This window comes from Acinetobacter sp. yr461 (assembly GCF_900110445.1).
GTDB classification, from domain to species: Bacteria; Pseudomonadota; Gammaproteobacteria; order Pseudomonadales; family Moraxellaceae; genus Acinetobacter; species Acinetobacter calcoaceticus.
This window is the reverse complement of sequence record NZ_FODU01000005.1, coordinates 73116-93577: the sequence shown is the minus strand read 5'-3', so window position 1 is coordinate 93577 and position 20462 is coordinate 73116. Positions and strand designations below refer to the sequence as shown.

The following is a 20462-nucleotide window of genomic DNA, read 5'->3' as shown; positions in this document are numbered from 1 at the left end:
CTAAATTTGTGGAGTTTGAGCAATGTCTCATCAATCAGAATTAATCAGTCAAGATATCTTGGCCTATTTGAAGCAACATGAACAAAAAGACCTTCTGCGTTTTTTGACTTGCGGTAACGTGGATGATGGTAAAAGTACTTTAATTGGACGTTTACTCTACGACTCAAAATTGATTTATGAAGATCAATTGCAAGCCGTAACGCGTGATAGTAAAAAAGTAGGAACTACGGGCGATGCGCCAGACTTGGCCTTACTTGTAGATGGTTTACAAGCTGAGCGTGAGCAAGGCATCACTATTGATGTGGCTTACCGCTATTTCTCGACAGAAAAGCGTAAGTTTATTATTGCTGACACACCTGGGCATGAACAATATACCCGTAATATGGCAACAGGTGCATCAACAGCTGATCTTGCAATTATCTTGATCGATGCGCGTTATGGCGTGCAAACACAAACACGTCGTCATACTTTTATTGCAAGTTTACTTGGTATTAAAAATATCGTTGTTGCCATTAATAAAATGGATTTAGTTGAGTTCTCTGAAGAGCGTTTTAACGAAATTCAGGTTGAATATGATGCTTTCGTAAACCAATTAGGTGATCGTCGTCCAGCCAATATTCAGTTTGTACCGATTTCTGCTTTAAATGGCGATAACGTGGTAAATGCTTCTGAGTATACAGCTTGGTACAAGGGTCAAACCTTGATGAGCATTCTTGAATCTGTGGAAATTAGTCGCGAATCAAACAAACACGAATTCCGTTTCCCTGTTCAATATGTGAACCGTCCAAACCTAGATTTCCGTGGTTTTGCTGGTACTGTTGCTTTAGGTGAAATCAACGTTGGCGATGAGATTGTTGCATTACCATCAGGTAAGCGTTCAACAGTTAAAGAAATCGTTACTTTTGATGGAAACCTTGAGCAGGCTGTAGCAGGTCAAGCTGTAACATTAACGTTGAATGATGAAATTGATATTAGCCGTGGTAACGTTTTGGTACGTGCTGGCGAGCAACCATTAATTTCACGTAGTGTTCGTGCTTCAGTGGTGTGGATGAATGAACATCCGCTCGTGAAAGGTAAGTTGTACAACGTTAAAATTGGTACACAGACTGTTCCTGCCAAAGTGACTAACATTCACTATCGTGTGAATGTGAATACGCTTGAGCATACTCAGGTTGAAGAGCTTGAGTTAAATGCAATTGCAGACGTTGTTGTTGAGTTTGATGCGCCAGTCGTATTTGACCAGTATCAAGATTCACGATACACAGGTTCATTTATTTTCATTGACCGTTTAAGCAATGTAACGGTTGGTGCGGGTATGGTTGAGTCTGCGGTAGAGTGGACTGCGCATAGTAATCCTGTTACTGCTGAAGACCGTGCTGCACGTTTAGGCCAAAAGCCAGCAGCAGTTCAAGTTTCTGCAAAAGCACTCGAGCAAGCTCAAGTCATCGAAAGTTCGTTAATTCAGCAAGGCGTAGTTGCTATTGCTAAAGTTGATTTAACGGAAGAACAAGTTGCTTTGCTCCGTCAAACTGGCGTAACTGTTTTGACTACTGTAGCTGAAGGTACTGATACTAGCATTACTACTGAAAATGTAGATGAGTTGGTTGAACAAATTATTGCATTAGTCCGTCTTTAATAGGCTGAATTGATTTTAAAAAAACCCGCGTAAGCGGGTTTTTTATTGGATTTAGAAAATACTTTGAGTTTTTAAAGTTAAATATTCTCTTAAATCTTTAGGATAGCTCTGAATCATCTTTAAAAATATATCTCGATCGCCTTGATATAAGGCGCGTGTTGCTTCTTCGTAATTTGGCATATTGCCCAACATGGCAGACATAAAACGGTCGATAGCTTGTTTAGCGAGCATAATATTACCTTCAGAATTTGGGTTATTTAACTCTTTATCAATTAACTTACGAATTACTGCTGATGCACTCGCACTTTGTTGATCTAACCAATCCCAATGTTTTTTCTGTAAGGTGATTTCACGAGAAATTACTCCGAGTTTAGGTCGTCCAACTTTTTTAATTTCTTCCGGTTCAGCATAACGTTGTTGAAATTCTTGTTCTGAACTAGAAAGATCAAGATCAATTTGTTGACCTGTTTGATCGTTAAAAATCAGAATATTTTCCGTTGTTTTAGGAATATCTTTGAGTTTTTTTGCAAGTTCAACTAGGGAGTCACTCGCAATAAGCGTGCTTCCAGTGAAAGCAGTATAGGTGATTTTAGTATTCATTTTAGCCGTATATTTTTATCTGGGTAAAATAATATTATCAGGGTAAAATTAATTTGGCAAATAATTAAAATTATAACCAAAGAATTATTTGATTTTATGAGTGTAGTCTATGAAGTTAGGACTATAAAAATAGTCAAGTTAATAGGCTATTTAAAATTTTACTCTGCTTTAGCAGCGCTTTTATGAGAGAATATGCCTTTAGTTGTATGTATAAGGACTCCTATGTTTGAGCAATCTCCTGAATCTTTAAGCGATATCGAAATTTTAGACATTTTACAGTCTATGAAAAAAGATAAGCTGGATACGGAAGCAAATGAGATTATCCGTAATGGGGGGAAAGCTGGGCGTCAAGAAGCACATAAACAGGCTTTAGTTGCATTGAATGTAAACTTTGAAGAAAAGTTTGTAGAAGCTGCTACGCTGGCATTAGGCTTGAATTCAGGTCAGGCGAAAAAGATTCGTTATAAAAAAGACCGTATCCGTATTTTTAAAGCACGTGGTATTGATTATTTAGCTATTGATGGTGCAGAAACCGCTCAGGTTTTAGCTCAAGTTGCTCAAGCGATTAGTCGTGAAGATGCGATCGTGACTGAAGGTCTACACAATATTTTTCCATTTTGGAAAGAAGGTTGGCCAATGGTTCAGTTTGATAATGCTTATAAAATTTTAGAAGAAGACATTACATTGCATTTTCAGATTGTGTTAGATCACTTAATTGAATATGTACAGAAATAAAAAAAGCCCCGATTGGGGCTTTTTTTATTGCATATGAATAATTAAAGCGTGCTAAAGAGTGGGAAAACACCAATCACTAAAGCAGTACCCATTAATACCAGACAAGTTATGAATGCCCACTTTAAAGTGAACTTTTGATGGTCGGCAAAATCGACTTTAGCAAGACCACATAACAAATAGGTAGATGGAACAAGTGGTGAAAGTAAGTGTACAGGTTGGCCTACAATTGAAGCACGAGCAATCGCTTCTGCACTAATACCATAATGTGAAGCAGCTTCAGCAAGAATTGGTAAAACACCATAGAAGAAAGCATCATTTGACATAAAGAATGTCAACGGCATACTCACTAAAGCAGTGATTGGTGCAAGATATGGACCCATGCTTGGCGGAATCATTGCGACGAACTCTTTAGACATCGCCTCAACCATACCTGTACCAGATAAAATTCCTGTGAAAATACCTGCTGCAAAAATTAAGCCCACAACAGCTAAGACACTATCTGCATGCATTGCGATACGCTTTTTCTGCATATCAACATCTGGGTAGTTAATGAGCATTGCGATACAGAATGCTATCATGAACAACACAGACATAGGCAAAATGCCTTTGATCAAAGCAATCATAAGAAGGATGGTAAGCACCATATTTACTTTGCGTAAATGTGGGCGAGTCGCTTCAGGATCTTTCGATACAGTAATATTGTCGCCATGGTGAGTTTCAAGCTCAATAACGCCTAAACGTTTTTGCTCGTAACGACCATATAAGTACGCCAAGAAAAATAACCAACCAATACTAATGACCATAGGGATAATCATTGGTACGAAAATGTGGCTTGGATCAATTTGCAGGGCGCTTGCAGCACGAGCTGTAGGGCCACCCCATGGTGTTAGGTTCATTACACCGCTACATAACAGCATAAGTGCAGTCATGATGAGCGTATTCATTCCTAAGCGTTGATAAAGTGGCAACATTGCAGCCACACAAATCATATACGTTGTTGAGCCGTCACCATCTAAAGAAACCATTGTGGTTAAAAACACGGTTCCCATTGTGATTTTTAAAGGATCACCTTTAACCTTTTTCAAAATCCATTTAACCGGTGGATCGAAAAGACCTGCATCGATCATTAAGGCAAAATATAAAATTGCAAATAAAAGCATTACGCCGGTTGGCGCTAATTTTTTGATGCCTTCAAGCATCATCTCACTGAGACCTTTGAGTTCAATGTGACTCAAACTTTCAAAGTAGTGACCTAGGCCCCAAGCAATAAGAGAAAAAATAAATGGGATGAGAATTAAAGCAATAATAGGGCTTAAACGTTTGGACATGATTAAGTACATGAAGCACAAAATCATGCCAACACCAAGTAATGTCAGCATACAATCAATCCTTTGCCTATAGTTTTACTGAACAAGTTTATTCAAAACTCTGACCTTGGTTATTCTTATTAATTTTTATTAAAAAGACAAATAATATATTTAGTTTATTTGGTTAATATATATTCAGTTGGAGAGGTATATTCAGGCGAAATACTGAACATATATAATAGGGTTATAGTAAGCATATAATAAATGTAAGTCATTATAATGCAGTATAAAGGTTTTATAAAAATAAAAATTATATGATATTTTTTTAAATTATATATGATTTGATGGGTGAAATGAGAAGAAGAACCATTTAAAGACTTGCTTTGAGCTAAGTTACATAAGTTTGATGGCAATGTAAATGGGGACCTAATCGCTTCATGTTGATTAAGATATGTAGATTATTCTATTATTTTTCAGTGTTTAAGATTTAATATAAGTGATAATTTAAATAATATTGCTTTTAAATTAAAAGAGCAAATTGAATTTATGAATCTAAAATAATTATTACATATATTTGAAAAATTTATTTAGATTAAAAAATACCCCACAAAAATTGTGAGGTATTTAAATTAATATAAATCAGTTTTCATCAATTGATGAATGTACTTCGCTTTGTTCTAAAATTCGAGTTACAAGGAGTTGGTCAATTTTAAAATGATCGACATCGACTACTTCAAACTTGTATCCACCGAATTCTACAAAATCTGCTGGACGTGGAATTTTACGTAGGCGGTACATCATGAAGCCTGCTAATGTTTCATAATTTTCTTCATCAGGCATTTCATCAATTTCAAGTGCGTGTCTTAGGTCATCAATTGGTGTGCTGCCATCAATTAACCATGAGTTATTATCACGTTTAATGATTTGTTGATCTTCCTCAATTGGGGTTACCCAGTCTCCCATAACCGTAATCATGATATCGCTTAAGGTAATAACCCCTACAACAAGCGCATATTCATTTATAACAACCGCAAACTTTTCTTTTGTAGAGCGGAAGCGGTCAAGTAATTCTGATAGGGTTAGGGTGTCCGGAATCATCAGGACGGTACGAATGGTTGTTTCATTCAATTGCGTTGGGGATTGGTTGTTTAAAATACGAACAAGAAAGTCTTTGGCATCGACGTAACCAATGACCTGATCAATATTTTCATTACATACCAAAAATTTTGAATAAGGATACTCTGCTAATTTTTGACGAATGCTATCTTCATGTTCATTTAAGGTGAAATAAACAACATTTTCACGTGTTGTCATGCTGGAAGGTACGTTGCGTTCTTCTAATTCAAAAACATTCTCGATAAAGTGATGTTCTTGTTTTTGCAGTACGCCTGCTTGAGCACCCGCATCCATTACAGCTGAAATATCATCAAAAGTAATGTTGTCTTCTCGCGTTGTATTCACTTTAAATAAACGGAATAGCAGGTTGGCAATTGCGTTAATTCCCCAAGCTAGAGGTTTACAAACCTTAATAAAAACCTGAATTGGATTAATAACACTAATTGCAATTTTTTCGGGTGCAATCATTGCCAAACGTTTTGGCATAAGATCGGCAAATAAAATAAAGAGTGATGTCACTAAAGTAAAGGATAGGGCAAAACCAATCGTTTGTGTCCAAGGACCTGCGTAGAAACGGTCAACTAAAGTCACGAAATAAGGACGAAAAGCAGCTTCACCCAAAATACCGCCTAAAATCGCAACTGCATTCAGGCCAATTTGAGAGGCTGCAAAAAAGTCAGCAGATTGTTCTTGTAAATCTAGTACTTGTTGAGCGCGTTCTTCACCAGCTTCGGCTAGAATTTTTAACTTAACTTTTCTGGCACCAGCGAGTGCAATTTCAGTTAAAGATAAAAAGCCTGCTCCGATGATAAGCAGTACGATGATAATGATATTTTGAAAGAGACTCACAAATCACCTGAGATTCATCATTATTATGACTATGTTTTAACATAAAAAAGCGCTGAGGTAATCAGATTGATTGCTCAGCGCCTGAAATCGACAATTAAATTAAAATTTATTTAATAGTGAGAAAATTGTGAATTATTGGTTAGAAATTCACGGTTTTCCTCTTCAATCATTTGACGAGCAACAAATAAGATAAGTTGGCGCAACCAGCGATGAGCAGGGTGATGATGTAACAACGGGCACCAAGCCATTTTAAGTTCGAACTCTGGAATATAAAAAGGAGGATCCTTTATAACCAGTTTAGGGTTCTGTGTTTGTAGACGTGCCATCCGTGTTGGTAAAGTAGCAATAAGGTCTACGTTTTGAGCAAGTAAAGCTGGCATTTGGTAGTGGCGAGTAAATACAGAAATTTTACGACGTTGACCAATACGTTCTAATGCCTGATCAATCCAGCCTAAACCACCTTGTTTATCAGGGTTTACGCCAAAACCGACCCCCATACCTGTTTTAGAAACCCAGATATGTTGTGCATCTAAATAGCTTTTTAAATTTAAATGAGTTACAGCAGGGTGTTTGTCGTTAAGAATACAACTGAAACTATCACGCCAAACTAGAACCTGATGGAAACTTTGCGGTATTTCATTAAATCTATTAATTGCGAGATCAACTTTACCTTGTTCCATGTCTCTATAGGACACATCACTTGGTGTAAGAAAATCAAGAACAACGTTTGGAGCTTCAGAGCGGAGCGCTTTAACAAGACGAGGAACTAAGGTTGCCTCGGCATAGTCCGATGTCATAATGCGGAAAACACGATTACTTGTATAAGGGCGGAATTCGGTACGGGGTTCCAAAATCATGGAGAGATCAGCAAGCGCATCGCGAATACGAGGTTGTAATTCAAGAGCACGTTCTGTTGGAGTCATCCCTTCAGAAGAACGGATAAGAAGAGGGTCATTAAATAAATTACGTAAGCGACGTAAAATATTACTCATTGCAGGCTGAGTTACCCCAAGCTGTTCGGCCGCGCGCGTAACATTTTTTTCACGAAGAAGTACATCAAGATATATTAATAGATTAAGATCTACTCGCTCCAGATTCATAAAAAAAATACCGAAAATAAAACCCTGAAATTGTTTCAAATTATGCCATATCTAATAACTATTGTGTGAAAAAATGATGAGAAAAACGACATTTTTTGTAGGAATTAAGTAGGGGTAAAAAGTACTTCAAAGGCTCGATTTTATTATCTTTGCTACATTTTTAAGTATGAAGGTGACAAATAGAATATATTTATATATAACTTATTACTTTCTAGCATGGAAATTGACTTTTTACATTGGCAAAAATAGCCTAATTTACAATTGACTTTTAAGGTTAAAAATGGGTGGAAAAACTTCAAAAATTGTATAAAAATAAGACTTACTAAGTTTTTAGAATAAAACTCTATACTCCTTTAGAATAATTTTATTTTTATAAACAAAGTGTTAATGTTTTTGGTTTTATCTATAATATCGATTTATCGGTATATTTTTTAAATAAATACTGAAGATTAATAAAGGATATTGGATTAATTGATTGGCTAAGTCTAAGCTGTGTTCATGAAGAAGCAGCTGGTGTCATAAGAAATTTAAGTACATGACTCTAGGCTTCAATCGATGAAATCCTAAAATGAATACAGGACAATATCATGACTACATATCAAACAGCGATTGATGCAATCCGCGAACTAAAAGCAAAATTCGGTAGCACTTGGCGCGATATTAGCCCAGAAGATGCTGCACGTATGCAAATGCAAAACCAATTCAAAACTGGTTTAGACATTGCTAAATATACAGCTGCGATTATGCGTCGTGATATGGCTGCTTATGATGCTGACTCTAGCAAATACACTCAATCATTAGGTTGCTGGCACGGTTTTATCGCACAACAAAAAATGATTGCGAACAAAAAATACTTCGGTACTACTGAACGTCGCTATATCTACCTTTCTGGTTGGATGGTTGCTGCTCTTCGTTCAGAATTTGGTCCACTTCCTGACCAATCTATGCACGAAAAAACTTCAGTACCTGCATTAATCGAAGAAATCTACACTTTCTTACGTCAAGCTGACGCAAAAGAATTAAACGATTTATTCCGTGCGCTTAAAAAAGCAAACGAAGCTGGTGATACTGCTAAAGCTGCTGAAATCACTGCTCAAATCGACGGTTTCCAAACTCACATTGTGCCAATTATTGCTGACATCGATGCTGGTTTCGGTAACGAAGAAGCGACTTACTTGCTTGCTCGTAAAATGATCGAAGCTGGTGCTTGTGCGCTTCAAATCGAAAACCAAGTATCTGATGCTAAGCAATGTGGTCACCAAGCTGGTAAAGTAACTGTTCCACATGAAGATTTCATCTCTAAAATCCATGCATTACGTTATGCATTCTTAGAAATGGGTCTTGATGACGGTATCATCGTTGCGCGTACTGACTCTGAAGGCGCTGACTTGACTCAAAAAATCCCAGTGGTTAAAGAGCCAGGTGACATTGCTTCTCAATACATCGGTTTCTTAGACACTGTTGAAATTGACATTGCTGATGCTCAAGAAGACGAAATCTTGATCAAACGTGATGGTAAATTACACCGTCCTAAGCGTTTACCTTCTGGTTTATATCAGTTCCGTGCTGACACACAAATTGACCGTGTTGTACTTGACTGTGTATCTAGCCTTCAAAATGGTGCTGACCTTCTTTGGATTGAAACTGCCACTCCAAACGTAGAAGAAATCGCTCACATGGTTAACCGTGTTAAAGAAGTTGTTCCAAATGCGAAGCTTGTTTATAACAACAGCCCATCATTCAACTGGACTTTAAACTTCCGTCAACAAGCTTACGATCGTTGGGTTGCTGAAGGTAAAGACGTTTCTGCTTACGACCGTGCTAAATTAATGAGCGCTGAGTATGATGCTACTGAATTAGCTGCTGATGCAGACGCTAAGATCCGTACATTCCAAGCAGATGCTTCTCGTGAGGCGGGTGTGTTCCACCACTTGATCACACTTCCGACTTACCACACTGCTGCTCTTTCTACACATGAGCTTGCACAAGGTTACTTCGGTTCTGAAGGTATGTTGGCTTATGTTGCTGGCGTACAACGTAAAGAAATCCGTGGTGGTATCGCTTGTGTGAAACACCAAGCAATGGCGGGTTCTGACATCGGTGATGATCACAAAGAAATCTTCTCTGGTGACAATGCACTTAAAGCGCATGACGATGCTAAAAACACAATGAACCAATTCGCTGCACACTAAGAATTGATTTCAAAAAAAACCCGCTCAAATGAGCGGGTTTTTTTATCATTAATAAATAATTATTTTTTCAATACGTAGTGTTCAGCTAAAGAACCTTCAACTTTCTTACCATCCATATCTAAAGCAGTTGCCGTATTTTCACCAATGAAGAATTTACGATTTTGTCCTTTGTCATCTAAGGTAATTACAGAGGTATTATCTTTATCAAAAGTAAACGTACCATGTGTTTCAAATGGATTTTTATCACCTTTGCCAAGATAAGTTTCAGTCAATTCATAAGTTTTATCATCTTTTAACTCTAACTCAGTTTTAATACCTTCACAGTCTGCACATGGAAGAGTGCCTTTATATGTACCATCCCAATCTAGTGAGTTTTCAGCTGTATGAGCGGTATCTACTACATTGTTATTAGCTTCAGTAGTTTGTGCCGGAGCAGAAGCTTGTGCTGTTGTGTCAGCTTTATTTTCATTTTTGCTACAAGCAACAAGAAGGGCACTTACAAGTGCAACTGATAATAATGTTTTTTTCATGATGATCTAAACCTCGGAAAATAAATAAAAAAGCAATAAATAGGCTATGAAATATGAGAGCTTAATAAAAGTTTAAGTATGTAATTTAATTTTAACAAAAGGTAAAGTGAGTAAATTTTGAATAATTATTAAAACAAAAATAAAAAGGAGGTATTCACTAAAACGATTTAATGAATACTTTATAAGTTACTGTTGCGCAGAAACTCCACCTAAGGAGTCACATGCTGATTTATAGAGTTGGTATTGTTGCTTTAAAACTTCATCCAGCGGCATGTCGAATAATTCTTCACCATTTTTGTAGCTCTCTACGTATGAAGTTGCTTTTTCTTTGCTTACCGCTAAAGATTGCTGGTAGTAAGAATTAATTGAGCTTGTTGCAAGCTGGCTTGTCTCAACATTTTTACATTCGAAATTGTGCAGGATCTTTTCTGCACGTTTGACCTCACTAGATTGGCCAAAAATACACCCAGTTAAAAAGACAAGTGGGGTTAACACGAACAAAAGTTTCATGGAGAGCAAGTATGGAAGCAACGGTGGGCGCTATTGTATAAACAATTCCATAAGTTACTGTGGTTTTATGTTAGACATTGATGATTTTTTAACTCATTAAAATCGAAAAATTGTATCTAATTTTATCATTGGGTTTATTTTCATATTTGGTGCGTATTTTGCTTATAAGTTTAAGCACTTATTTTGAACATATGAACCAGAATGAATCAGGCACAACCGTTTCCAAAAAACTCTTCAGCACCATTTTGGTATGCACAACTCGAGCTCGGTTTTTGTTTTGAAAATTCACGCACCATAATGAGTCATAGAAAGCATAATGGCCCTGTTAGGGTGCAAAAAATGCTCTGGCCTGAAAGAACAGGTGTATGCCATGCGATTATTGTACATCCACCAGCAGGAATTGCAGGAGGAGATCATCTTACTTTTGAAATTGAAACCAAAGATCAAGCCCATGCAGTAGTGACTACTCCCGGAGCGGGGAAATGGTACAAAACCAATGGGAAACAAGCTTTTCAGCATATTCATTTGCATGTGAAAGATCAGTCTATTTTAGAGTGGGTTCCACAAGAAACGATGCTTTTTGATGGGGCTTTAGCGCATTCAGAAACTCATATTCATCTTGATAATGCTGCAAGTTTTATTGGATGGGATATGTTGGTACTTGGGCGACAGGCACGTGCTGAGCGCTTTGTTCAAGGGAGTTATTACAACCAGTTTAAATTGTGGCGCGAAAATAAATTGTTGGTTGCAGATACATTGTATTTTGAAGGAGAAGATCGTTGGCTTAGTTCATGTTTAGGTATGAACAATCAAGCCGTGATGGGAAGCTTTTGGGCAGTCGCTCCCGAGAAGTATCGCTCAGCTTTTTATTTAGAACAGCAGTTAGAACTCATTCGTGAATTGATGATGCGTATGCAAGCACCTGTCACATTAACATTATTGGATGATGTGGTTTCGGCTCGTTTTCTAGGAAATGATGTCCGACATTGTCATGATGCTTTTGCTGCTATACGAGCAAGATTAAGACGTTATTGGTTTGATTTAGGTGAAGAATTCCCGAGAATCTGGAAAACTTAAGTTACGTTAAATTGCGTATTTAAAAAACATTTAAAACAAGTATGCTACTTTTGAGCACGTATTTTGCTTAAAGAATATAAATGCAATTTAGGAAAGAGAAATGGAACTCAATCCAACAGAAAAAGATAAGTTACTCATTTTTACTGCAGGTTTAGTGGCTGAGCGTCGTAAAGCACGTGGTTTGAAACTGAATTATCCAGAAGCTATTGCTTTTATTTCAGCTGCTTTACTTGAAGGTGCACGAGACGGTATGACAGTCAGTGATTTGATGCATTACGGCACTACTTTATTAAAGCGCGAAGATGTGATGGATGGTGTGCCAGAAATGATTGCTGAGGTTCAGGTCGAGGCAACTTTTCCAGATGGCTCGAAATTAGTCACAGTCCATCAGCCAATCGTATAAAAGGAACGCTTATGATCCCCGGTGAAATCATTACTCCAGATGCTGATATTGAGCTGAATGTTGGACGGCAAACTTTAAAAGTTGTAGTGGCTAATATTGGTGATCGACCTATTCAAGTGGGTTCACATTTTCATTTTTATGAAGCAAATGATGCACTACAGTTTGATCGTGAAATGGCGAAAGGCTTCCGATTGAATATTGCGGCTGGTACAGCAATTCGTTTTGAACCGGGACAAACTCGGGAAGTTGAGCTTGTTGCTTTAGCGGGTAAGCGAGAAGTATATGGTTTCGCAGGCCGCGTCATGGGCAAGTTGGATTAGACATAACAACGATAATGAAAGAGATGAGTATTAAGTTATGAAAATGTCACGTCGTGCATATGCTGAGATGTTTGGTCCAACAGTGGGTGATCGTATTCGCTTGGCTGATACAGAGCTCTTTATTGAAGTTGAGCAAGATTTAACGACATATGGTGAAGAAGTTAAATTTGGCGGCGGAAAAGTCATTCGTGATGGGATGGGGCAATCCCAACTTTTAGCTGATGAAGTTGCTGACACCGTCATTACGAATGCTTTAATTGTGGATTGGTGGGGAATTGTTAAAGCTGACGTGGGCTTAAAAAATGGCCGAATTTGGAAAATAGGAAAAGCTGGAAACCCTGATATTCAACCAGACATTATGATTCCTTTAGGAGCTGCAACAGAAGTGATTGCAGGTGAAGGGCAAATTTTAACAGCAGGCGGTATTGATACTCACATTCACTGGATTTGTCCTCAACAAGTTGAAACTGCGCTAATGTCAGGGACAACAACAATGGTCGGTGGCGGTACAGGACCAGCAGCCGGAACTTCGGCAACGACAGTGACTCCAGGGCCTTGGCATATTGCGACCATGTTACAGGCGATTGATGATTTGCCGATGAATATTGGTCTATTAGGCAAAGGTAATTTAAGTTTACCAGACCCAATTCGAGAGCAAATTAAAGCTGGGGTGATTGGCTTAAAGCTGCATGAAGATTGGGGTTCAACACCAGCAGCCATTGATAACTGCTTGAGCGTGGCAGACGAGTTTGATGTGCAGGTGGCGATTCATACAGATACTTTAAATGAAAGTGGTTTTTTAGAAGAGACTCTAGCCGCATTTAAAAATCGTACGATTCATACCTACCATACCGAAGGTGCGGGCGGTGGACATGCACCCGATATTTTAAAAGCAATTGGGCAAAGTAATGTTTTGCCGTCTTCTACTAATCCAACGCGACCTTATACAATCAATACCATCGATGAGCATTTAGATATGCTCATGGTTTGCCATCATCTAGACCCAGCAATTGCTGAAGATATCGCTTTTGCAGAAAGTCGTATTCGCCGTGAAACGATTGCAGCCGAAGATATTCTGCAAGACTTAGGCGCAATTGCCATGATGTCATCGGACTCTCAGGCAATGGGGCGTGTGGGGGAAGTGATTTTACGTACTTGGCAAACTGCCCATAAAATGAAAATTCAACGTGGTCCTCTAGAGGGTGACAATGAGTTCCATGATAACAATCGCGTTAAACGCTACATTGCCAAATATACAATTAACCCAGCAATTACCCATGGCCTAAGCCATGAAATAGGTTCGATTGAAGTCGGAAAACTTGCTGATTTGGTGTTGTGGAAACCTGCCTTTTTTGGGGTGAAGCCATCTATGATTATTAAAGGTGGCATGATTGCAGCAGCACCGATGGGTGACATTAATGCTTCAATTCCGACACCTCAACCAGTGCATTATCGTCCAATGTTTGGTGCTTATCCACGTGGTGTGCACAACACTTGTATTACCTTTTTATCTCAAGCAGCGATTGATGAAAAAGTTGCTGAGAGATTAGACCTTAAAAAGTTAATTAGCCCATGTAAAAATACGCGTGCGATTAGCAAAACCGATATGAAACACAACACATATTGTCCTGTCATGCATGTACATCCCGAGACTTACGAGGTGAGAGCGGATGGTGAATTATTAACATGTGAACCTGCTGAAGTATTGCCAATGGCTCAGCGTTATTTCTTGTTTTGATGAGTTTTATAGAGGTGATTCACCTCATTGCTATATTTATAGATATGAATGAAATAAATAAGGAGAGAGAAGCTAAATGAAAATCTATACTCAACGCCTTGAACACATTTCTTCTGATCAGACATTTGAAACGGTTGAACTGACTTTTGATACCCGCCAAAAATCACGGTTTCGAGCGGCTTTAGCGAGTGGCATAGATATTGGTGCCGATTTACCACGTACTGGTATTTTGCGTAGTGGTTCATATATTGCAACTCAACAAGGTGATGTACTACGTGTTGATGCTAAGCCTGAACGTTTAATGCAAGTTAGCGCTGCAACCGATTTTGATTTGCTTAAAGCTGCCTATCATCTAGGTAATCGACATGTGCCATTAATGCTTACACCTACTGCTTTATATTTTGAGCCTGATCATGTACTTGCAGAAATGGTAGAGGGCTTAGGTCTGAAAGTGACAGAGATTGATCATCCGTTTGAACCTGAAAGCGGTGCCTATGCACAGCATAGCCATGATCATCGCTTAAGCCCAATCAAAGCTTTGCACCATGTCCATTCATAACGCGGCGCAATTACTTCAATTACTGACACTGTCTTCTACGGCATTGCCAGTCGGAGCATATTGTTATTCACAAGGTGTAGAAACAGCCATTGATATTGGCTTAATACACGATGAAATATCGGCAATTGCTTATTTCGAAGAAGTGCTTGAAATGCTGTTAATACGGTTTGAACTGCCAGTACTGAAACGTCTCATGCAACATCATGATGACCAAGATCAGTTTCTGGTTTGGGCACATTTATATAGAGCAAGTCGAGAAAGCAAAGAGCTTTTAGCGGAATCTCAGCAGCTAGCATTTTCTTTAAATGCATGGATTAGAGATGTTTTAAAAAAATCTGTTGAGGTTAAAAAGCAGTTTGGTTTTGTGCCTGTCTATGCACAGCTCTGCGGTCGACTTGAGCTTAAAGACGTTGATGTGCTCACAGCTTATACCTTTACTGTTCTAGAAAATCAGGTTCTGGCTGCGGTAAAAACCGTACCGTTAGGGCAAATGGCTGGACAAAGAATTTTATGGCATTTACATGGTTTGGTGCCACAGGCGATAGAGAAAGCCTTAAAACTTAATGATGAGCAATTGAGCAGCGCTTTACCTCGTTATGCCATGCTGAGCATGAAGCACGAAACACAATATTCACGGTTATTCAGATCTTAAGTTTAGGAAAGAAGGATAAAAATCATGACAGAACGTAGTCCATTACGAGTTGGAATTGGCGGGCCGGTGGGTTCGGGTAAAACTGCGCTTACTCTTAATTTATGTTTAGCCTTGCGTAATAAATACAACATGGCTGTGGTAACGAATGATATTTATACCAAAGAAGATTCAAATTTTTTAACCCGTAACGAAGCAATGTCGCCAGATCGTATTGTGGGTGTGGAAACAGGTGGTTGCCCACATACAGCAATTCGCGAAGATGCTTCAATTAACTTGGCTGCAATTGATGATTTGTGCGAAAAATTCGAAGGCTTAGAACTCATTATTATTGAAAGTGGTGGTGATAATTTAGCGGCAACATTTAGCCCCGAACTTTCTGATTTAACGTTATATGTAATTGATGTTGCCGGTGGCGAAAAAATTCCACGTAAGGGTGGGCCTGGCATTACCAAATCAGATTTACTCATTATTAATAAAACTGACCTTGCGCCAATGGTCGGTGCAAATCTTGATGTGATGGATCAAGATGCGAAACGCATGCGCGGCGAAAAACCATTCTTATTTTCAAATATGAAAACACAAGACGGTCTTGAAGAAATTATTCAATTTATCGAGAAACAAGGGCTGTTTAAAGCTTAAGGAGAGATTATGGACTTCATAAAAAAATGGGGCATAGGGCTCCTTGCATTGCTACCTACACTTGTAATGGCACACCCTGGACATGACCATGAACATTCGGGTTTTATGGCAGGTTTTATTCATCCATTTACTGGTTTAGATCATTTAGTGATGGCCTTAGCTTTCGGTGTTTTACTCTGGTCAGCAGCTAAGCAATGGAAAGTTGCAGGTGTCATTACTTTGAGTATTACCCTTATTGTAGGTTTTTTAATCGGTGCTCAAGGTTTAATACCTGCAAATGTTGCTGAATATGGGATTGTTGCTTCTTTGATTGTTACAGCAATTGCACTGTGGACAAAATCAAATCGTGTTTTACCTATCGCTGCGGCATTACTTGCAAGCTTTCATGGTATAGCGCATGGTGTTGAGTTAGCACAGGCAGGCCATGTCGTTGCATTAGTAACAGGTATGGTTGCGGCTATGGCTTTAATTTATTGTGGTGGATTGGCATTAGGTGCTGCACTTACACGATATGTGCCTTATGGCAAAAAAATTGTTGGCACCTGTGCGGCAGTTGTTGCAGTGATTGGGTTAAGTTAATTAAAACCTTGCAAAAAAAGGTAGCTTTAAGCTACCTTTTTGGATTTGCAAAATAAAATGTGTGTGCATAAAAATATTTATACTGTTTTTACAGCGATCATTATCTTTTATAGTGGATATGTTCAGGCCTATGATTTTTTTCAACCAGAAAGTGATTCTATTTTACTAGATTCAGACCAGTTGTTAGATCAATCAGATTTAAACTTGGAACAAAGGCGGTTAGCCATTGAGCATGATGATGAAGTTAATAACTATAATGTGCTCAAAAATGAATTTTATTCAAATGAGCGTTGGGTGATTTATAATTATACAGCCTATGATACGGGACAACTTCAGAACAAAAACATCAATGGTTTAACGAATCATATTAATATTCAAGACTTATCCATTTCAGTTGGATATGGAGTTAATTATAGTGTTAATCCAAGACTGAAAATTGGTTATGAATATATTTCGAGTTTTCCTTATGATCGAGGTCAACTCATACGATTTTTTACGATCTATTTATTTTGAAATACAAAATGAGAATAATCTAATTCAAATAAATAGATCCGGTAAATTAATTCATCATAAAAATGCTATATGATTAAATTTTCTGATAAAGCCCTGCGTGTACTGTACCAGCTTTCGTTGTTTTAACTTGTTGCCATGTTGAAGGAAGGTGAAGCTGAGATAAATCTCGGTCAGCTTCAACGTAAATATACCCATTCTTTTTAATATGCGGTTCTGCCAAGTTCGAGAGTTCTTGCCATAAATCTAGACTATAAGGTGGATCTAAAAACACAACATCGAACTGTTCTTTTAAACGGGGTAAAGCTTGTTGGGCAGTTGTATTGATTAAATGACAGTTTTGAGCTTTTAATAGCTCAACATTATCTTTTAAAAAACGTGCCTGAGTCTTGTCTGGTTCAATCATATAAACTGATGCAGCGCCACGTGACAATGCTTCGAAACCTAATGCGCCAGAGCCTGTGCACACATCAAGGACATGCGCATTTTGAATATCCCACATGAGCCAGTTAAACAAAGTTTCACGTACACGGTCTGGCGTTGGACGTAATCCATCGATACTGGCAAATGGAAGTACTCTTCTTTTCCATTCGCCACCAATAATGCGTAATTGATTTTTCATTAATCATCAACCTCATTCGTTGCAGAAGGAATTGGTGCAGCTGGGGTTGAAGCTGCTGCTACTGGAGCAGAACTTGGATTTTCACCACCGCTTGAGAGTTCACCTGGTTTAATTCCTGCAGTCATCAGTCCGCCATTAACTTGATGGTTTGCTGGTCGAATCGGGTTTTTCTTACGAGTTAATAACCAATAATCAAAAATAGGTTTTGCAAGTTGGGCAGCAGAACCACCATGACGACCATTTTCCCAAATTACGGCAATTGCAATTTCTGGTTTGTCCGCTGGTGCAAAGCCAACGAATAAACCATGGTCAAGTTGACGTTCGCTCAGGGCTGATTCATTGTAACGTTTACCCTGTGCAATACTTTTAACCTGCGCAGTTCCTGTCTTTCCTGCAATTTGATATAGAGATGTACGAATGCCCCGGCCAGTACCTGATTGAATTACATCAACCATGGCATCGCGCATTTGAATCCAGTCTTCATCCGTTCCATTGAAGTTGATTTTTCCATCAGGCGCATTACGCACGGTAAATGGTTTTGAACCATGAGTTGCACGTAAAACGTGAGGGGTGACATGAGAACCACGATTGGCTGTAATTGCGGTTGCCATAGCAAGCTGTAATGGGGTAGCTGTAAAAGCACCTTGACCAATACTCACAGAAATAGTTTCACCTTTCATCCATTTCGCTTTGCGAGTACGCATTTTCCATTCAGGATTTGGATAAAGACCTTCACTTTCACTTGGTAAGTCGACACCTGTTTTTTGACCGAAACCAAATTGACGCATCCATTGGTTCATTTGATCAATGCCCATTTGATGGGCAAGAATATAAAAATAGGTGTCACATGACATAATGATGGCTTTATGCATGTTCACGATGCCATGACCAGATTTTTTCCAGTCGCGGAATTTATGCGAATCACCGGGTAAGTGAAAATAACCTGGGTCAGAAATTGCTGTTGACCAGTTTACAATACCGTAGTGTAAACCACCCATTGCTTCCATTGGTTTAATGGTGGAACCTGGTGGATATGCACCTTGTACAGCACGGTTATAAAGCGGTTGATCTAAACTATCACGTAAAGAACTATAATCCTTATGGTTAATGCCAGTCACAAATAAATTAGGGTTGAAGCTTGGACTAGATACCAAGGCCAGAATTTCGCCAGTACGAGGATCTATCGCTACAATGGCACCACGACGGCCTGCGAGCTGTTGAGATGCAACGACTTGTAAACCATAATCTAAAGATAAATAGAGGTCATTCCCGCGAGTAGGGTCTTTGCGACCTAAATGGCGCAATATGTTACTGTGGGCATCTGCTTCAACAGATTCATAACCTGGTGTTCCGTGTAGCAAATCTTCATAGCTTTTTTCAACTCCAATCTTTCCAATCAGGTTGGTTCCAGCATATAAATCTTTATCAATGCTTTTTAATTCTTTGTCGTTAATACGCCCTACATAACCAATCACATGAGCAAATAACTCACCATGTGGGTAATAACGGGTCATTTGTGTTTCGATTCTTACGCCAGGAAACTTATATTTAGCTTCACTAAACTTGGCAATATTGGCTTCGGTTAGATTAAGTTTAATCGCGACACGTTCAGTTTTTCGAGCAGTTTTTATACGACTTTTGAAACGGTCAATATCTTCTTGTGTTAGATCTAAAATAGGCTGTAGCTGCTCAACAACATGGTCGGCATCTTCCACATCTGTTTTACTTAAAGTTGCTGTAAAAACAGGATAGTTGTCTGCTAGCAATACACCATTTCGGTCATAGATATATCCACGCGCAGGTGGAAGTGGCTGCAAGCGAATTCGGTTTTTGTCAGATGCAGTTGAGAATTCGTCGTAGTGAAAAATTTGTAGGTAAGCGTATCGGCTAATCAACACTAATAAGCAAATGATAACCAGACCTACAGCAAAAAAGATTCGTCCTCGATAAATGCGCTTTTCTTGCTGGATATCTTTTAAAGGAAAGTGCTGCTTCATAAGGATCGACTTAATGACATAGGGTAGAAAAATAGCTGCTTATTCTAACGCAAGAGAGCTTAAAATATTGCATAATTTTCAAAGTTTCATTGCCTTTTAATAAGATACGTTTTGACTTTGCAGACAACAAAATTGTAGATACTTGTATATAAGAAGCAAAATAATTCTGTTAAAGTCTCTCATTCAATAGAATAGGGTTGTTCTCACCATACGATTAGGGAAAATGGAGAAAATAATGAGAAAAATTTATCCCTTACTTGCAGTTTTGACGGTAAGTAGTTGGGCTCATGCTCAAGACTATTCGTTTCTTCCAGAAGCAAAATTAGCAGGACATACGGCATCTACGTGGAATGTGGGTGCTGGTTTTACACAAAAATTATTACATCTAAACGGCGAATGGGTAAACCCTTATGGTATTGCCTATGCCAAAGTTGGCGCTTTTTTGAATGGTGACAAAACTGCTGGTGGACAAGTCGGGGTTCGATATCCTTATTATCTTACCGGCACAGATAAAAATGGTTACTATATCGGTTTTTATGCTGGGCATCTCGATAGTAAAGAGGTCGATGGTGATTATAAATCCCGTTTAGGCGCTGGTGTCGATTTGGCCTATGTATTGTTGAATTCAGAAAGAATTAGTACTTTTAGTGTGGGTATTGGTGCGGCTGAAAAGTTGACTGACCAAAATGGAAATGTTGCCGCGGATACTAAACCACAAATTCAATTTTCTTATTCTCTAAGTTTTGGTTTATAAAAAAGCAGTTTATTGTTAACTCGCCATAAGCAGAGCA

Annotated in this window: 21 protein-coding genes; 13 read left to right on the top strand and 8 right to left on the bottom strand. The window is 38.5% G+C overall.

The window, feature by feature from the left end; translation table 11 throughout:
• The first annotated feature begins 22 nt into the window (after nt 1–22).
• Nucleotides 23–1636, top strand: coding sequence for a sulfate adenylyltransferase subunit CysN (gene cysN, locus BMW38_RS09875; protein WP_092707572.1), 1614 nt, complete (start codon nt 23–25; stop codon nt 1634–1636).
• Between the two features lie 51 nt (nt 1637–1687).
• Here cysN and BMW38_RS09870 read toward each other — a convergent pair whose 3' ends face one another.
• Nucleotides 1688–2236 carry a DUF2239 family protein gene (locus BMW38_RS09870; RefSeq protein ID WP_092707570.1) on the bottom strand — a complete coding sequence of 183 codons (549 nt, stop codon included), beginning with the start codon at nt 2234–2236 and terminating at the stop codon, nt 1688–1690.
• 222 nt (nt 2237–2458) lie between these two features.
• Between BMW38_RS09870 and BMW38_RS09865 the strand changes: the two genes are divergently transcribed.
• Nucleotides 2459–2971, top strand: a complete 513-nt coding sequence (locus tag BMW38_RS09865; protein WP_092707568.1) for a hypothetical protein — start codon at nt 2459–2461, stop codon at nt 2969–2971.
• Between the two features lie 41 nt (nt 2972–3012).
• Here the strand turns inward: BMW38_RS09865 and BMW38_RS09860 are convergent, their stop codons facing one another.
• The 3 genes from BMW38_RS09860 to BMW38_RS09850 all read right to left on the bottom strand — a co-directional run bounded on the left by BMW38_RS09860 (nt 3013) and on the right by BMW38_RS09850 (nt 7343).
• The gene (locus tag BMW38_RS09860; protein WP_005042217.1) at nt 3013–4350 is read right to left on the bottom strand and encodes a CitMHS family transporter; all 1338 of its coding nucleotides are present in this window, start codon (nt 4348–4350) and stop codon (nt 3013–3015) included.
• Between the two features lie 567 nt (nt 4351–4917).
• Nucleotides 4918–6243 (bottom strand): hemolysin family protein, encoded by a 1326-nt coding sequence (locus tag BMW38_RS09855; protein WP_017391686.1) that lies wholly within the window; start codon nt 6241–6243, stop codon nt 4918–4920.
• A gap of 110 nt (nt 6244–6353) precedes the next feature.
• Nucleotides 6354–7343, bottom strand: coding sequence for a LysR family transcriptional regulator (locus tag BMW38_RS09850; RefSeq protein ID WP_003653025.1), 990 nt, complete (start codon nt 7341–7343; stop codon nt 6354–6356).
• 587 nt (nt 7344–7930) lie between these two features.
• Here BMW38_RS09850 and BMW38_RS09845 point away from each other — a divergent pair.
• The gene (locus tag BMW38_RS09845; RefSeq protein ID WP_003653024.1) at nt 7931–9535 is read left to right on the top strand and encodes an isocitrate lyase; all 1605 of its coding nucleotides are present in this window, start codon (nt 7931–7933) and stop codon (nt 9533–9535) included.
• 59 nt (nt 9536–9594) lie between these two features.
• On the opposite strand, the gene BMW38_RS09840 is transcribed toward BMW38_RS09845, so the two are convergent.
• Nucleotides 9595–10065, bottom strand: coding sequence for a copper resistance protein NlpE (locus tag BMW38_RS09840; RefSeq protein ID WP_092707566.1), 471 nt, complete (start codon nt 10063–10065; stop codon nt 9595–9597).
• A 186-nt stretch (nt 10066–10251) separates the two neighbouring features.
• A complete protein-coding gene (locus BMW38_RS09835; RefSeq protein ID WP_213031137.1) occupies nt 10252–10575 on the bottom strand; it encodes a hypothetical protein in 324 nt (107 codons plus the stop codon).
• Between the two features lie 201 nt (nt 10576–10776).
• On the opposite strand from BMW38_RS09835, the gene BMW38_RS09830 reads away from it, so the two are divergent.
• The 9 genes from BMW38_RS09830 to BMW38_RS09790 all read left to right on the top strand — a co-directional run bounded on the left by BMW38_RS09830 (nt 10777) and on the right by BMW38_RS09790 (nt 17055).
• On the top strand, nt 10777–11652 hold the full coding sequence (locus tag BMW38_RS09830) for an urease accessory protein UreD (RefSeq protein ID WP_213031136.1): 876 nt from the start codon (nt 10777–10779) through the stop codon (nt 11650–11652).
• 100 nt (nt 11653–11752) lie between these two features.
• Entirely contained in the window at nt 11753–12055 is a 303-nt protein-coding gene (ureA, locus tag BMW38_RS09825) for an urease subunit gamma (protein ID WP_002117495.1), read from the top strand.
• Nucleotides 12056–12066: 11 nt separating this feature from the next.
• Complete coding sequence (locus BMW38_RS09820; RefSeq protein ID WP_003653016.1) at nt 12067–12375, top strand: urease subunit beta; 309 nt, start codon at nt 12067–12069, stop codon at nt 12373–12375.
• A 37-nt stretch (nt 12376–12412) separates the two neighbouring features.
• The gene (ureC, locus tag BMW38_RS09815) at nt 12413–14113 is read left to right on the top strand and encodes an urease subunit alpha (protein WP_092707564.1); all 1701 of its coding nucleotides are present in this window, start codon (nt 12413–12415) and stop codon (nt 14111–14113) included.
• Between the two features lie 76 nt (nt 14114–14189).
• Entirely contained in the window at nt 14190–14672 is a 483-nt protein-coding gene (ureE, locus tag BMW38_RS09810) for an urease accessory protein UreE (protein WP_092707562.1), read from the top strand.
• Nucleotides 14659–15324, top strand: coding sequence for an urease accessory protein UreF (locus BMW38_RS09805; RefSeq protein ID WP_092707560.1), 666 nt, complete (start codon nt 14659–14661; stop codon nt 15322–15324). The genes ureE and BMW38_RS09805 overlap by 14 nt, the downstream gene beginning before the upstream one ends.
• A gap of 24 nt (nt 15325–15348) precedes the next feature.
• Complete coding sequence (gene ureG / locus BMW38_RS09800) at nt 15349–15963, top strand: urease accessory protein UreG (RefSeq protein ID WP_002117800.1); 615 nt, start codon at nt 15349–15351, stop codon at nt 15961–15963.
• A gap of 9 nt (nt 15964–15972) precedes the next feature.
• On the top strand, nt 15973–16542 hold the full coding sequence (locus tag BMW38_RS09795; protein ID WP_092707558.1) for a HupE/UreJ family protein: 570 nt from the start codon (nt 15973–15975) through the stop codon (nt 16540–16542).
• A 57-nt stretch (nt 16543–16599) separates the two neighbouring features.
• Nucleotides 16600–17055 (top strand): hypothetical protein, encoded by a 456-nt coding sequence (locus tag BMW38_RS09790; protein ID WP_092707556.1) that lies wholly within the window; start codon nt 16600–16602, stop codon nt 17053–17055.
• A 73-nt stretch (nt 17056–17128) separates the two neighbouring features.
• On the opposite strand, the gene rsmD is transcribed toward BMW38_RS09790, so the two are convergent.
• The gene (gene rsmD, locus BMW38_RS09785; protein WP_092707554.1) at nt 17129–17674 is read right to left on the bottom strand and encodes a 16S rRNA (guanine(966)-N(2))-methyltransferase RsmD; all 546 of its coding nucleotides are present in this window, start codon (nt 17672–17674) and stop codon (nt 17129–17131) included.
• Nucleotides 17674–19671: a penicillin-binding protein 2 gene (mrdA, locus tag BMW38_RS09780; protein ID WP_092707552.1), complete on the bottom strand. Its 1998-nt coding sequence runs from the start codon at nt 19669–19671 to the stop codon at nt 17674–17676. The genes rsmD and mrdA overlap by 1 nt, the downstream gene beginning before the upstream one ends.
• A 235-nt stretch (nt 19672–19906) precedes the next feature.
• On the opposite strand from mrdA, the gene BMW38_RS09775 reads away from it, so the two are divergent.
• The gene (locus tag BMW38_RS09775) at nt 19907–20425 is read left to right on the top strand and encodes a hypothetical protein (protein WP_092707550.1); all 519 of its coding nucleotides are present in this window, start codon (nt 19907–19909) and stop codon (nt 20423–20425) included.
• Nucleotides 20426–20462 lie beyond the last annotated feature (37 nt).

Coding starts and splice junctions, on each gene's coding strand:
- ureC (WP_092707564.1), top strand. CDS start 12,413: ATGAAAATGTCACGTCGTGCATATGCTGAGATGTTTGGTCCAACAGTG.
- BMW38_RS09820 (WP_003653016.1), top strand. CDS start 12,067: ATGATCCCCGGTGAAATCATTACTCCAGATGCTGATATTGAGCTGAAT.
- ureE (WP_092707562.1), top strand. CDS start 14,190: ATGAAAATCTATACTCAACGCCTTGAACACATTTCTTCTGATCAGACA.
- BMW38_RS09790 (WP_092707556.1), top strand. CDS start 16,600: ATGTGTGTGCATAAAAATATTTATACTGTTTTTACAGCGATCATTATC.
- BMW38_RS09870 (WP_092707570.1), bottom strand. CDS start 2,236: ATGAATACTAAAATCACCTATACTGCTTTCACTGGAAGCACGCTTATT.
- BMW38_RS09805 (WP_092707560.1), top strand. CDS start 14,659: ATGTCCATTCATAACGCGGCGCAATTACTTCAATTACTGACACTGTCT.
- BMW38_RS09850 (WP_003653025.1), bottom strand. CDS start 7,343: ATGAATCTGGAGCGAGTAGATCTTAATCTATTAATATATCTTGATGTA.
- ureA (WP_002117495.1), top strand. CDS start 11,753: ATGGAACTCAATCCAACAGAAAAAGATAAGTTACTCATTTTTACTGCA.
- cysN (WP_092707572.1), top strand. CDS start 23: ATGTCTCATCAATCAGAATTAATCAGTCAAGATATCTTGGCCTATTTG.
- rsmD (WP_092707554.1), bottom strand. CDS start 17,674: ATGAAAAATCAATTACGCATTATTGGTGGCGAATGGAAAAGAAGAGTA.
- BMW38_RS09835 (WP_213031137.1), bottom strand. CDS start 10,575: ATGAAACTTTTGTTCGTGTTAACCCCACTTGTCTTTTTAACTGGGTGT.
- BMW38_RS09845 (WP_003653024.1), top strand. CDS start 7,931: ATGACTACATATCAAACAGCGATTGATGCAATCCGCGAACTAAAAGCA.
- BMW38_RS09865 (WP_092707568.1), top strand. CDS start 2,459: ATGTTTGAGCAATCTCCTGAATCTTTAAGCGATATCGAAATTTTAGAC.
- BMW38_RS09775 (WP_092707550.1), top strand. CDS start 19,907: ATGAGAAAAATTTATCCCTTACTTGCAGTTTTGACGGTAAGTAGTTGG.
- BMW38_RS09860 (WP_005042217.1), bottom strand. CDS start 4,350: ATGCTGACATTACTTGGTGTTGGCATGATTTTGTGCTTCATGTACTTA.
- ureG (WP_002117800.1), top strand. CDS start 15,349: ATGACAGAACGTAGTCCATTACGAGTTGGAATTGGCGGGCCGGTGGGT.
- BMW38_RS09840 (WP_092707566.1), bottom strand. CDS start 10,065: ATGAAAAAAACATTATTATCAGTTGCACTTGTAAGTGCCCTTCTTGTT.
- mrdA (WP_092707552.1), bottom strand. CDS start 19,671: ATGAAGCAGCACTTTCCTTTAAAAGATATCCAGCAAGAAAAGCGCATT.
- BMW38_RS09795 (WP_092707558.1), top strand. CDS start 15,973: ATGGACTTCATAAAAAAATGGGGCATAGGGCTCCTTGCATTGCTACCT.
- BMW38_RS09830 (WP_213031136.1), top strand. CDS start 10,777: ATGAATCAGGCACAACCGTTTCCAAAAAACTCTTCAGCACCATTTTGG.